This is a genomic window from Aeromonas sp. s2 (genome assembly GCF_040907935.1).
Taxonomy (GTDB): domain Bacteria; phylum Pseudomonadota; class Gammaproteobacteria; order Enterobacterales; family Aeromonadaceae; genus Aeromonas; species Aeromonas dhakensis.
In genome coordinates, this window is record NZ_JBFOCR010000013.1 from 79329 (window position 1) to 92531 (window position 13203).

General features: G+C 61.4%; 13 protein-coding genes. 6 read left to right on the forward strand and 7 right to left on the reverse strand.

The window, feature by feature from the left end:
• The first annotated feature begins 2 nt into the window (after positions 1-2).
• Positions 3-491 (forward strand): OmpA family protein, encoded by a 489-nt coding sequence (locus AB5Y81_RS10810; protein WP_005300102.1) that lies wholly within the window; start codon positions 3-5, stop codon positions 489-491.
• 57 nt (positions 492-548) lie between these two features.
• Here AB5Y81_RS10810 and AB5Y81_RS10815 read toward each other — a convergent pair whose 3' ends face one another.
• Positions 549-1283 carry a TerC family protein gene (locus tag AB5Y81_RS10815; RefSeq protein ID WP_026141382.1) on the reverse strand — a complete coding sequence of 245 codons (735 nt, stop codon included), beginning with the start codon at positions 1281-1283 and terminating at the stop codon, positions 549-551.
• Positions 1284-1401: 118 nt separating this feature from the next.
• On the opposite strand from AB5Y81_RS10815, the gene AB5Y81_RS10820 reads away from it, so the two are divergent.
• The 3 genes from AB5Y81_RS10820 (at position 1402) to AB5Y81_RS10830 (ending at position 4668) form a co-directional block, all read left to right on the forward strand.
• A complete protein-coding gene (locus AB5Y81_RS10820) occupies positions 1402-2517 on the forward strand; it encodes an ATP-NAD kinase family protein (protein ID WP_279484462.1) in 1116 nt (371 codons plus the stop codon).
• A 110-nt stretch (positions 2518-2627) separates the two neighbouring features.
• Positions 2628-2906: a YfcL family protein gene (locus AB5Y81_RS10825; RefSeq protein WP_279484461.1), complete on the forward strand. Its 279-nt coding sequence runs from the start codon at positions 2628-2630 to the stop codon at positions 2904-2906.
• Positions 2907-3003: 97 nt separating this feature from the next.
• Positions 3004-4668 carry an AMP-binding protein gene (locus AB5Y81_RS10830; RefSeq protein WP_005300110.1) on the forward strand — a complete coding sequence of 555 codons (1665 nt, stop codon included), beginning with the start codon at positions 3004-3006 and terminating at the stop codon, positions 4666-4668.
• Positions 4669-4742: 74 nt separating this feature from the next.
• On the opposite strand, the gene cdd is transcribed toward AB5Y81_RS10830, so the two are convergent.
• From cdd to AB5Y81_RS10845, 3 genes are all read right to left on the reverse strand, one after another.
• The gene (gene cdd / locus AB5Y81_RS10835) at positions 4743-5624 is read right to left on the reverse strand and encodes a cytidine deaminase (RefSeq protein WP_042007764.1); all 882 of its coding nucleotides are present in this window, start codon (positions 5622-5624) and stop codon (positions 4743-4745) included.
• Positions 5625-5811: 187 nt separating this feature from the next.
• Entirely contained in the window at positions 5812-6498 is a 687-nt protein-coding gene (locus tag AB5Y81_RS10840) for an LrgB family protein (RefSeq protein WP_260753884.1), read from the reverse strand.
• Complete coding sequence (locus AB5Y81_RS10845; protein ID WP_017785392.1) at positions 6495-6851, reverse strand: CidA/LrgA family protein; 357 nt, start codon at positions 6849-6851, stop codon at positions 6495-6497. The genes AB5Y81_RS10840 and AB5Y81_RS10845 overlap by 4 nt, the downstream gene beginning before the upstream one ends.
• 159 nt (positions 6852-7010) lie before the next feature.
• Between AB5Y81_RS10845 and AB5Y81_RS10850 the strand changes: the two genes are divergently transcribed.
• Complete coding sequence (locus AB5Y81_RS10850; RefSeq protein WP_368146650.1) at positions 7011-8720, forward strand: glycoside hydrolase family 36 protein; 1710 nt, start codon at positions 7011-7013, stop codon at positions 8718-8720.
• A gap of 72 nt (positions 8721-8792) precedes the next feature.
• Here the strand turns inward: AB5Y81_RS10850 and AB5Y81_RS10855 are convergent, their stop codons facing one another.
• A complete protein-coding gene (locus AB5Y81_RS10855; RefSeq protein WP_043147479.1) occupies positions 8793-9299 on the reverse strand; it encodes a hypothetical protein in 507 nt (168 codons plus the stop codon).
• A gap of 154 nt (positions 9300-9453) precedes the next feature.
• On the reverse strand, positions 9454-10869 hold the full coding sequence (gene sbcB / locus AB5Y81_RS10860) for an exodeoxyribonuclease I (protein ID WP_279484460.1): 1416 nt from the start codon (positions 10867-10869) through the stop codon (positions 9454-9456).
• Positions 10870-11057: 188 nt separating this feature from the next.
• Here sbcB and AB5Y81_RS10865 point away from each other — a divergent pair, with 188 nt between their 5' ends.
• A complete protein-coding gene (locus tag AB5Y81_RS10865; RefSeq protein ID WP_368146652.1) occupies positions 11058-12044 on the forward strand; it encodes a tyrosine-type recombinase/integrase in 987 nt (328 codons plus the stop codon).
• A gap of 108 nt (positions 12045-12152) precedes the next feature.
• Here the strand turns inward: AB5Y81_RS10865 and AB5Y81_RS10870 are convergent, their stop codons facing one another.
• Positions 12153-13133: an IS5-like element ISKpn26 family transposase gene (locus AB5Y81_RS10870; RefSeq protein ID WP_201889691.1), complete on the reverse strand. Its 981-nt coding sequence runs from the start codon at positions 13131-13133 to the stop codon at positions 12153-12155.
• Between the last annotated feature and the right edge of the window lie 70 nt (positions 13134-13203).

Sequence of the window (13203 nt, forward strand, 5' to 3'; positions counted from 1 at the left end):
CAATGAAGATCCATGTCCTGATGAAAACCGGCTTGATCGGTCTGCTGCTGAGCGTGCTGATGGGTTGCCAGAGTGCCCCCCACGGCCTCACGGCAGAGCAGATCGCCGTACTCAAGGAGCAAGGCTTTCGCCTGACCGACGAGGGTTGGACTCTGGACTTCTCCAACCGTGTGCTGTTTGCCAACAACGCGGATGCCCTGACCCCCAAGACGCGCGTCGTGGTGGAAAAACTGGGGACGACTCTGCTGGAAGTGGGCTTGAACCGGGCGCGGATCGATGGTCATACCGACTCCAACGGGGCGGCGGATTACAACGATCAGCTCTCCTACAAGCGGGCGCAGTCGGTGGCCGATGTGCTGGTTTCGGTCGGCATGCCGCAGGCCAACCTGGACATCCGGGGCCGTGGCGAGCGCGATCCGATAGCCGACAACAAGACGGCTGCCGGTCGGGCCGAGAACCGCCGTGTGGCGATTGTCATCAGCAATGAATGACACGGTTGTGTAGATACAAAAAGAGCGCCATCAGGCGCTCTTTTTTGTGGCTCGCCGTTATTGCTGCTTGAGCTTCTCGCGGTCGTGATGACTGCGCAGGCGGATGTTGATCATCTCCACCGTCAGCGAGAAGGCCATGGCGAAGTAGATGTAGCCCTTCGGAATGTGCAGATCCATCCCCTCGGCCATCAGCGCAAAGCCCACCAGGGTGAGGAAGGAGAGGGCCAGCATCTTGATGGTGGGGTGGTTGTCGACGAAGTCGCCGATGGCCTTGGCGGCAAACATCATGATGAAGACGGCGATCATGATGGCCAGCACCATGACCGGCACGTGATCCGCCATGCCCACCGCCGTGATGACCGAGTCCAGGCTGAAGACGATGTCGAGGATGGCGATCTGGATCAGGGTGCTGATAAAGCCGGAGGCGGCCGTGCTCACGCTCTCGGGCTCGGCGGCCCCCTCCAGGGTGGCGTGGATCTCGTGGGCACTCTTGCCGATGAGGAACAGGCCTCCCAGCAACAGGATGAGATCGCGGCCCGAGATGGCCTCGCCCAGCACGGTGAACAGCGGCTCGGTGAGGCGCATCACCCAGGCCAAGGAGAGCAGCAGCAGGATGCGGGTGCCCATGGCGAGGCCCAAGCCCAGGATCCGCGCCTTCTGGCGCTGGGCTTCCGGCAGGCGGCCGACCAGGATGGAGATGAAGATGATGTTGTCGATGCCGAGCACGATCTCGAGCAGGGTCAGGGTGGCGAGCGCGACCCAGGCGGAGGGGTCTGCAATCCATTCCAGCATGATGAAACCTTGGTTGAACTTTGGTTGAGGGTTGAAACCGCGCATTCTAGCAGGGGGTTATGGCTTGTCCCAGTGGCTGGAAAAGATAAAAATGGCGACCATCCAACGGGAGGGACATATGTTTCGTTTAGGACTCATCATCAATCCGGTCGCCGGCATCGGCGGCGCGGTCGGTCTTAAGGGCAGTGACGGCATGGTGGCCGAGGCGCTGGCCCGTGGCGCCGTGCCCAAGGCTTGCGAGCGGGCTCGTCAGGCGCTGTTGCCACTGTGTGAACTGGCGGAGCGTTTCGAGTTGCTGACGGTGGCGGGGGAGATGGGGGCCGGGCTTGCCGGCGAGCTCGGTCTGCCGTGTCGCATCGTCTACCAGCCCGCCACTGTGCCCACCACGGCGGCCGATACCCGCGCGGCGGCGCTGGCGCTGCGCGAGGCCGGCGTCGATCTGCTGCTGTTTGCCGGCGGTGACGGCACGGCGCGGGACATCTGTGCGGCGGTGGGGGAGTCGTGCCATGTGCTGGGGATCCCGGCCGGCTGCAAGATCCACTCCGGGGTGTACGGGGTGACCCCCGCCGCCAGCGGCCGGGTGGCGGCCAGAATGATCGCTGGCGAACTGCTGAGCCTGGTGGATGCCGAGGTGATGGACATCGACGAGGAGGCGTTTCGCGCCGGCAAGGTGCGCGCCCGCCACTATGGCCAGCTGCAGGTGCCCGGCGATCTGCGCTACGTGCAGGCGGTCAAGCAAGGGGGACGAGAGTCCGAAGAGCTGGTGCTGGCGGACATCGCCGCCGGAGTGGTCGAGCAGATGGAGCCCGATACCCTCTATCTGATGGGCTCCGGCAGCACGGTTGCGGCTTGCATGGCGGAGCTGGGTCTGGAAAATACCCTGCTCGGTGTGGATCTGGTGGAAAATGGCCGGCTTATCGGGCAGGATCTGTCCGCCGCCGAGATCCTGACCCGGATCCGCGGTCGTCGCTGCCGGCTGATCATCACCCTGATCGGCGGTCAGGGACATCTGTTCGGGCGCGGAAATCAGCAACTGAGTCCAGAGGTGATCCGGGCCATCGGGCGGGACCAGATCCAGGTCCTGGCCACCAAAGCCAAGCTGGCAGCCCTCGCTGGCCGTCCGCTGCTGGTGGATACCGATGATCCGGCGCTGAACCGGTCGTTAAGTGGTTATCTGCGGATCACCACGGGATACAAGGATCAGGTCATCTACCCGGTGGCCAACCCGGAATAGGACATCAAGGATGCGGCTGGCCTGGCGCCAGAGAGCCGCGATCAACCGGATCGCGGTTCCACTCCCCCGAATTATTTTGCCGGCAATCCCGGAAAATGAGGCTGCGTTAAATGACGATTCATGAATTTGAGCACAAGTTGTTGGGACTGATAGACAGCATGGTGGCCACGGCGACCGATGACGAGCTGTTTGCCGGGGGCTACCTGCGCGGTCACATCTCGCTGGCGGTGGCGCGGGCCGAGCTGGAAGGCAAGACCCTGGTGCGGGATGTAAAGAGCTATGTGCTGCGCAGCCTGAACGAGGCCATTTTGCAGGGTGAACTCTCGGAAGAGGATGAGAAGCTGGTGCAGGCGATGTGGATTCGTTTGCAACAACAGGCAGAAGGTTGATCGGTTACACAGTTCAAACAGAAGTTTAAGTTTATTCTTCCCTGGGGTTAGTGAAAGGTTAATAATAAGTTTCGCCTTTTGTTTCAGGGATTAAACTATGGCTTCCTCCTCGCGTATTGCCAATAAACTGCCGCTCGAAATGCTCTATCACTGGGAGCGGCAGTCTCCTGACAGAGTCTATCTGCGTCAAACCATCAACCGAGAATACGTGGACTTCACCTGGGGCGAAGTGGCCGACGAAGCCCGCCGCATGGTGACGGCACTGCGTCAACTGGGGCTGGTGGCCGGCGACAAGGTGGCACTGCTTTCCAAGAACTGCGCCCAGTGGTTTATCGCCGATCTCGCCATGCAGATGGGGCAGTACGTGAGCGTGCCCATCTACCCCACCGCCAACGTCGACACCATCGAATACGTGCTGCGCCACAGCGAGGCCAAGGCCATTTTCGTCGGCAAGCTCGATGACTGGAAGAGCCAGGAGGCGGGGGTGCCCGCCGATCTGCTGCGCATCGCCTTCCCCTATGACACCATGCCGGCGGCCCACCAGTGGGACGAACTGCTGGATCGTCACGAGCCGATCCCGGACAGCCCGGTGCAGGCGCCGGACGCCCTGCTGAGCCTGGTCTACACCTCCGGCAGCACCGGCAAGCCGAAAGGGGCCATGCTGAGCGTCGAACGTTACGCCTGGTCGTGCGAGAAGTTGGTGGAGACGGTGGGCCTGACCCAGTCCGACCGCGGTTTTTCCTATCTGCCGCTCGCCCACATCACAGAGCGGGTCTACATCTACGGCGGCAGCCTCTACGGCGGCGCCACCATCGCCTTTCCCGAGTCCCTCGATACCTTCATCGAGGACGTCAAACGCTGCCGTCCCACCGTGTTCATCTCGGTACCGCGGCTGTGGGCCATGTTCCGCATCAAGATCCTCGAGAAACTGCCTCAGCAGAAGCTGGCGCTGCTGCTCAAGATCCCGTTCGTCTCGGGCCTCATCAAGCGCAAGCTGCAAAAGGGGCTGGGGCTGGATCAGGCGCGGGTGCTGGGCTGCGGCTCGGCGCCGGTGTCGCCGGCCCTGCTTGAGTGGTACCTGAGCATCGGCCTTCAGGTGACCGAAGCCTGGGGCATGACCGAAAACCACGCCTACTCCACCATCAACTACCCGTTTAGGGCCGACAAGATAGGCACGGTCGGCAAGGCGGGGATCGGGGTCAACATCAAGATCTCCGACGAGGGGGAGATCCTCTGTCGCTGCGAGGGCATGATGCTGGGCTACTACAAGGATCCCGAGCACAGCCGCGAGGCCATCGATGAAGAGGGCTGGCTGCACACCGGCGACATGGGCAAGCTGGATCGGGAGGGCTACCTCACCATCACCGGCCGCATGAAGGACGTGTTCAAGACCGCCAAGGGCAAGTATGTGGCGCCGGTGCCCATCGAGGGGTTGCTGGGCCAGGAGCCCATCATCGAGCAGCTGTGCGTGATCGGCTACGGCATGCCGCAGCCGGTGGCGCTGGTGCAGCTGGCGGAACACGCCATGAAGGGGGATCGCAGTCAGGTCAATGCCCAGCTGGAGGCGGCCCGCAACCGGGTCAACGAACAGCTGGAGTCCCATGCCAAAATTCGCGGCATCCTGGTGGTGAAGAGCCCCTGGAACATCGAGAACGGGGTGCTGACGCCCACCATGAAGATCCGTCGCCACCTGCTGGAGCAGAAGTACGCAAACCTGGGGGACGCCTGGTCCTCTTCCCAGAGCATCGTCTGGGAGTCATGATAGGGGATCAGCTGATCACCACAAAACAACAAGGGGAGCCAGTGGCTCCCCTTGTTGTTTCAGGCCATGGCCGATCAGACCGCCTGATACTCCAGTTCGACGGAACCGAGCGCCTTGAGGGTGGCGCGGGCGGAGTCCTGCTGACTGATCTGGCCATCCTTGCTCTCCAGCAGCACGGCGCGGCGGATGGTAGCGAGATCCTCGCCGCCCAGCACCGCATGGGCGCAGGCCATCTGCATCGGTGGCAGGCTGGGATTGAAGGCGGCGTTCTCGGCGTAGCGGCCGCAGAAGATGCGCCCGTCGGCGAACTGCAGTGCCACTGCGGCATAACCCTGGCTGTAGGGGGCATAGCTCTGGCGGGCGGCGGCCAGCGCGGCCTGCCACAGCGGATCCTCGCTCTCAAGCTGGAGCTCGTCGTGGGACTGCGGGCTCATCAGGGCGTCCGTGATGTCCAGATCCGCCGGGCCGAACGAGTGGGGCAGGAAGGATTGCAGCGCGCTCAAGTCGTCCGGCAGGGAGACCTTGAGGGTCTTGGCAGTGCTTAGCTCGTTCATGAACTGGCGGCAGTGACCGCAGGGGGTGTAGTTGACGGTGATCTCGGAGATGCCGGTCTCGCCGCCCAGCCAGGCGTTGGAGATGGCGGACTGCTCGGCATGCACCGAGTGGAACAGTCCTTGGCCGGCGAACTCCATGTTGGCGCCGAAATACCAGTTGCCGCTCAGGCCGCAGGCGATGGCACCGACGAAGAACTTGGAGATGGGCGCCACCGAGCAGGCGGCGGCCAGCGGCAGCAAGGCCAGGCGCAGGGCGCGATCGTCAAGACCGGTAGCGGCTTTCAGGGTCGCGACCTGATCGGCGGTGAAGCGGGCCTGGAAGTCATCGCCCAGCATGGGCAGCAGAGCTGCCTTGAGCGGAGCTGACAGGGTATCGAGTGGCTTGGCAAAACGGGGATGCATAGTGTGTCCTCAAAGGCCAATTGGGGGGCCATTGTAGGGAGCAAGCTCGGCTAAATGTGTGAGCGTGCTCACGCCCTGACGGGCAAACGGAGGGGGATGTTAATGGAAACGTTTGTCTTGTGCAAATTGTGCGGCAGGTCGCACATCGGCGGGCCCGCAGGCCCGCCACAGCGGAAAAGGGTGCGCTTCAGCTCAACCAGTGGTAAATGGCAAACAGCAGGGGGGCCACGGCGGCGGTGAGGATGCCGCATACCACCATGGCCAGCGAGGCAAAGGCGCCTTGGGTGATGCCCTGCTCGGCGGAGGTGGCGGTGCCGATGGCGTGGGCGCAGGCCCCCATGGCCAGCCCCTGGGCTTCAGGGTCGGTGACCCGCATCAGCCTGAGCAGGGGGAAGCCGACCAGGGCGCCGACGATCCCGACTACCACCACCACGGCGGCGGCGATGGCAGGAATGCCGCCCAGGGACTGGCTGACGCTCATGGCGAGCGGGGTGGTGATGGATTTGGTGGCGAGCGAGGCCAGCAGTGCCGGATCGGCGCCCATGAAATGACCGACAGCCAGGGTAGTGCAGACCGAGATCAGGACCGAGCTCAGGGTACAGATCAGGATGGGTTTGAGCCTGGCCTGGATCTGGCGGGCCTGCTGGTAGAGGGGCAGCGCCAGCGCCACCACCGCCGGCTCCAGCAGCGCCGTGATGGGGCGGGTGCCGCTCTCGTACTGCTCCAGCGGCAGATCGAACCAGAGCAGCAGGCCGATGATGACGGCGGTGGGCACCAGCACCGGGTTGATGATGGGCCAGGGCCGCTTGCGATAGAGGGCCCGGGTGGCGAAGTAGAGCGCCAGGGTCAAGGGAATGGCCAGCCAGAAGATCATCTGTTCATCCTCTGGTAGAGACGGCCGACGGTGCCGAGGATCAGCACGATCCCGAGCACGATGCAGAGCATGATGAGGCCGAAGGATTGGCGTAGCGGCTCCAGCCAGGCCACCAGCCCGACCGCCACCGGCACGAACAAGACCCCCATGTGGCGCAGCAGCAGGCCGGCGCCCTGCTCGACCCAGTGCAGTTTCACCAGTTGCAGGGAGAGCAGCACGAACAGCAGCAGCATGCCGATGATGCTGCCGGGAAAGGCGAACGGCAGGATGGCTGCCAAGGCTTTGCCCGCCAGCAGGCAGGCGACGATGACCAGAAAGTCACGAAGGTACAGCAAGGCACGTTGCGCGATCACAGGAGCCCCATCTTGGTAACGGTGAAGTAAGGAATACGCCAGTCTACCAGAGAGGCCGGGTCGCGGCATTAAAACAATAACAGCTGAAATCAGTTCGTTTGAGGCTGATTTAATTGAAGATTTTCAGATAGAACCCTTTTCGAACCACAAGGAGTCGCCATGACATCTCTCTTGTCCCGCCTGCGCCAGCTGGCGGACGACCACCATCTGCCCCCTTCGTTGCTGCAAACCCGCCAGTGGGAGGGGCCCCTGTGCCGGGTGCGGCTCGACAACACCGGCAGCAGCGAGGCCCGGGTCGGGCACTGGACGCTGTTTGACGGCAAACTCGGCCTCTCGCCTGCGAGCGCCATCTACGGCGAAGGCTTCCAGATGCTGGCCCAGACCATGGGCAGCTGGCAAGCGCCGCAGCCGGTCGGCCGCTGCCCCGATGCCGGCGTCTATCGCATCACCGACGATCAGGGCTATCACACGGTGCACAACCTGCTGCTGGTGGAGCATGACAAGGGCTGGCTGCTGCTCGCCTTTGCCAGCTGCCAGCGCTTTGGCGGGGAGTTTCGGCTCTACCCCGATGGCCGGCTGCAGATCCTGATGAACGGCGAGGGGCGTGCGCTCCCGGCCGGCCAGTTCTGGCAGAGCGAGGCGCTGCTCTGCCTCGAGGGAAAAGATCGGGAGGCGCTGCTGGCCGAACTGGCGCAGCGGATCGAGGCCGAACATGGCTCGCTGATCGGCCAGGTTGGTGAGCGCCCCAGCGGCTGGTGCTCCTGGTATCACTACTACGCGGACGTGAGCGCCGCCGACATTCGCGAGAACCTGCAGGTGCGTGCCGAGCGTTTCCCGGCCCTGCGCTACGTGCAGATCGACGACGGTTATCAGGCCAAGATGGGCGACTGGCTCACCCCGTCGGCCAAGTTCGAACAGGGGGTGGCGTCCCTGGCCGCCGAGATCAAAGGCGCCGGTTGCGAGCCGGCGCTCTGGGTGGCCCCCTTTATCGCCGAGCCCGGCTCCCAGGTGTTTCAGGATCACCCCGACTGGTTCGTGAAGGGGGATGACGGGCTGCCGCTGCCTTCCGAGCGGGTTACCTACGGCGGCTGGCGCTGTACCCCCTGGTACGTGCTGGACGGCACCCACCCCGAGGTGCAGGCTCACCTAGAGCGGGTGTTTCGCACCCTGCGCGAGCAGTGGGGCATCCACTACTTCAAGCTCGATGCCAACTTCTGGGGGGCCATCCACGGCGGTTGCTTCCATGACCCGGCCGCCACCCGGGTGGAGGCCTACCGACGCGGCATGGCCGCCATCCTGCGCGGGGCGGGTGAGGGGGCCTTCCTGCTCGGCTGCAACGCGCCCATCTGGCCAAGCCTTGGCCTGGTGCACGGCATGCGGGTGAGCGATGACGTGGAACGCCACGGCCATCGCTATCGCCAGATCGCTCGCGAGGCCTTCTGCCGCGCCTGGCAGAGCGACCGGCTGTGGGCCCTCGATCCTGACTGCATCTGCCTGCGGGATCTGCCAAGCCAGCAGGCGAGCCCTGCCGAGTACCGTTTTCATCTGGCGGCGCTGGTGGCAAGCGGCGGCATGATGCTGGCCGGGGACAGGCTGCAGGATCTCGACGAGGTACAGGCGGCGCAACTGCGCAAGCTGCTCGAGCTCTGCGCGGCGCGGGCCCCTTGCGCCCGTTTCGAGTCGATGGACTTTGCCTGCGGCGAGGTGAGCCTGCCCGAGGGCGGTACCCTGCTCTGTCTCTTCAACTGGGAGGCGCAGCCTCAGGAGTTTTTGCTGCCGGCGGGTGGCGAGGATTTCTGGGAAGAGGGGGCCGTCGGTACCGCGCTCACCCTGCAGGGGGGCGAGGGGCGGGTGATCCGCTACCGCTGAGCAGGCTGGCAATCATGATTCAGGCTCCCGTGGGAGCCTGAATTTATTGTGAAAGGAGCTGCTATAGCGGAGTCAATAACGCCACTCGAAGCCGATGGCGTAGTTGGCGGAGCCATAGCCCGGGATCTCGTTGCTGGAGAGCAGGGCCTTGAAGGTGAGCTGCGCCGTGAGCGGAATGCCGAGCCCCATGCCGAGGGCCACCTCGTCGTTGGTGTTGCCCATCATGTCGGCCCGGATCATCCGATAGAGCGACATGTCCTGGCTCATGTGCACATAGCTCTGGGAGGCGCGGTTGTAGAGCTGGCCGAATACCTCCAGCTGAAAACCGGCCTGGGGCGTGATGGCCAGTGGCACGCCGACGAAGTTGTAGAGATCGGAGCGGTTGAAATAGCTGTTGGTGATCTGGGGGGTGAAATCGGTCTGCCGATAGAGGCGACTGAAGTTGCTCTCGATCAGCTCATAGGTCTGCTGCGGCAATTGCAGCAGGTAGTCGGGGATATCAAAGCGCACACCCGCCATGCTGGTCGATGGCAGCAGGGCGCAGATGAGCAAACCAAAACCGGATAATCCTGAACGCATCGGATGAGGCATCCCCAAGGGTCGATAGGCCAACCGGCCGTTAGTGCAATGTTAGCGCACAAATAATTGAAACATCAGGAGTCTTTGCTCCCCTTCCCATTATGTCGCGGGGCGGGGGAGCGTACAGTCATTTAACCGTGAGGCGGGTCACATCTCACAGATTTTCGAGGTAGTGATAGAGGCTCTTGAGGATGGAAAAGTTCCGATCGTTCCCCTGATTCTGCTCGGCCAGCGCCTCGAGGCGTGGCACATAGTCGGGCAGACGGCGGCTGAAGTAGTCGCTGCAGTGCAGTCGCCAGCGCTTTTGCTCCGCTTCGCTCAAGGTGTGCGGCCAGTTGCGGGCACGGTAGCGGAACAGCATCTCCGGCAGCCGTGCGTCGGTGAAGGCAAACTCCCGCTCACCCAGCAGATCCGCCGGGGTGGCGCGCACCAGATCCATGGTGGACTTGTCGCCGTGACCGAAGAAGCCGGCGTAGAGCTGGGTATCGGGATCGCCGTCATTGTTGCCGGCAAACTCCTGATTGAATACCTCCACCAGTTTTTCCCGCACTTCGGGGTGGGCGCGCAGCAGATCCAGGCTCTTGCGGCACTGAGCCCGGTCGATGCCCAGCTCGTCCGCCCGCTCCGGCGTCAGGGTGGCGGCCGGCGCCAGCACAGGGCATTTGTTGATGTGCACCAGCTTCACCGGAATGCCGGCCAGATCCCCGAGATCCTCTTTTTTGGTGTAGAGGCGCTCGCGTATCTCCTCGCTGGTGAGCTCGATGAGCGGGGTGGGGTCGCGGGTGAGATCCACCATGATCACCGCGTTCTGGTTGCTGGGGTGCCAGGCGAGCGGCGACACCCAGCTTGCGCACCCCTGCCAGGGGGAGAACATGCCGGAGACGTGTACCAGCGGCTTCATGGTCACCACGTCGATGAGGGCCTTCACCTTGTTCTTGTTGCGAAGATCAAAGAGATAATCGAACAGCTTGGGCTGGGCCTTTTTCACCAGCCTGGCCATCTCGATGGTGGCCAGTACGTCGGAGAGCGCATCGTGGGCGTTGGCGTGGGCCACGCCGTTGGCCACCGTCAGCTTCTCCAGCTTGAAGCTCGGTTTACCCTCTTCGTCAAACGCCCACTCGATCCCCTCCGGGCGCAGGGCGTAGCAGGCGCGCAGCATGTCGAGGATATCCCAGCGGGAGTTGCCGTTTTGCCAGGCGTAGGCATAGGGGTCGTAGAAGTTGCGATAAAGGGTGTAGCGGGTCACCTCGTCATCGAAGCGGATGCTGTTGTAGCCCAGCACGCAGGTGCCCGGGGTGGCGAACTGCTCGTGGATCTGGCGGATGAAATCCGCCTCGCACAGCCCGTCCTTCATTGCTTTTTGCGGCGTGATGCCGGTAATGAGGCACGCCTCCGGCTCCGGAAGATAGTCCGCCGGCGGCTTGCAATAGATGACCAGCGGCTCGCCGATGAGGTTGAAATCCGCATCGGTACGAATGCCGGCAAACTGCGCCGGTCTGTCCTTGGCCGGGCTGATACCGAAGGTCTCGTAATCGTGGAAGTAGAAGGTAGGCTTTGTCTGCTGGCTCATTTCGTGGTTCTGAATTGTGTTTATATGCTTGAAAAACAAGTCGTTATACGGAGTGTCATCTCAGATTGTCTCACTTTGTCTGATCTTGATTCAGTCCGTTTCAGACCAGTTTGGTACGTATCTGTGTACACGTCAGGGCGCGTTAATGTGTCAGTGAAAAATCAGATGGCCAATCACAGGAGAGTCATATGCCACTTACTGATGCGAAGCTACGTGCCCTGTATGGTAAGCCCTACTTTGGTAAGACGGAATTGTCAGATCGTGATGGATTGTCAGCTCGGGTCACCGAGCGTGGCACCATCTCATGGCAATATCGCTATCGCTGGCAAGGAAAAGCGGCGAGACTCAAAATTGGACGCTATCCCGACCTTAAACTCGCTGATGCCAGGGCATTGATCCCTGCTATCCGTGGTGCGCTGGAGCGTAATGAACACCCTAGAGTTTTCTGGGATAAGCTCCACCAGAAGCATGATGTCACACTGAAACAGTGCTGCGAGCATTTTCGTGAGCACCATCTGCCCAAGCTGCGGCCTCGTACGGTCATGCTCTATGAGCATACCATGCAGCGCTATTTCGAACCTCTGTTTATTGGTATTCCGGTTGAACAGATCCCGTTTTCCAGCTGGCTGGAGTGGTTTGATAAAATTGGCAAGAAAAAGCCCAAAAATGCCGGTCATTTATTACGCAGATTAAAGTCCATTCTTAGTTTTTGTATTCGGAGAAATCTCATTGGCGGCTCCCCGGTGTTGCAATTACGCACCGAAGATGTTGGATCTCAACCTGAGAGAGGTACTCGTGTGCTGACCATGCGTGAACTCGCTCAGATTTGGATTGCATTTGAACAGAGCAGGGCCAGCCGCGGATTAAAATTGGCCGCCAAACTGGTGATCCTGCTGGGCTGTCGCAGTGGCGAGGCATTGGGGGCGCAGTGGAGTGAGTTTAATCTGGAGGAGCAAATTTGGACGGTTCCCGCTGCTCGTGCCAAAAGCGGCTCACCAATACGTCGGCCTATTCCTACCAGGGTGATGATGTTGCTGCAAGAAGCGGCGGCGAAATCTCGGCTAAAGGGGGGGCCAGTATGTCGCTCGCCGGTGAATCCAAAGCAGTCATTGAGCAGTGCGTCCCTGATCCAGCTAGGGAAGGTGCGAATAAGCGGGGAAATTCTTCTCGGCTGACTCAGTCATTTCATTTCTTCATGTTTGAGCCGATTTTTTCTCCCGTAAATGCCTTGAATCAGCCTATTTAGACCGTTTCTTCGCCATTTAAGGCGTTATTCCCAGTTTTTAGTGAGATCTCTCCCACTGACGTATCATCTGGTCCACCCGAAACAGGTTGGCCAGGGTGAATAACATCGCCAGTTGGTTATCGTTTTTCAGCAACCCCTTGTATCTGGCTTTCACGAAGCCGAACTGTCGCTTGATGATGCGAAACGGGTGCTCCACCTTGGCCCGGATGCTGGCTTTCATGTATTCGATGTTGATGGCCGTTTTGTTCTTGCGTGGATGCTGTTTCAAGGTTCTTACCTTGCCGGGGCGCTCGGCGATCAGCCAGTCCACATCCACCTCGGCCAGCTCCTCGCGCTGTGGCGCCCCTTGGTAGCCGGCATCGGCTGAGACAAATTGCTCCTCTCCATGCAGCAGATTACCCAGCTGATTGAGGTCATGCTCGTTGGCCGCGGTGGTGACTAGGCTGTGGGTCAGGCCACTCTTGGCATCGACACCAATGTGGGCCTTCATGCCAAAGTGCCACTGATTGCCTTTCTTGGTCTGATGCATCTGCGGATCGCGTTGCTGCTCTTTGTTCTTGGTAGAGCTGGGTGCCTCAATGATGGTGGCATCGACCAAGGTGCCTTGGGTCATCATGACGCCTGCTTCGGCCAGCCAGCGATTGATGGTCTTGAACAATTGGCGGGCCAGTTGATGCTGCTCCAGCAGGTGGCGGAAATTCATGATGGTGGTGCGGTCCGGCAAGGCGCTATCCAGGGATAACTGGGCAAACAGACGCATGGAGGCGATTTCGTACAGAGCATCTTCCATCGCGCCATCGCTCAGGTTGTACCAATGCTGCATGCAGTGAATGCGTAGCATGGTTTCCAGCGGATAGGGCCGTCGGCCATTGCCCGCCTTGGGATAAAACGGCTCGATGACAGCGGTCATATTCTGCCATGGCAGAATCTGCTCCATGCGGGAGAGGAAAATCTCTTTTCGGGTCTGACGGCGCTTAGTGCTGAATTCACTATCGGCGAAGGTGAGTTGATGGCTCATGATGTCCCTCTGGGATGCGCTCCGGATGAACATGATGATCTCATATCAGGAACTTGTTCGCACCTTCCCT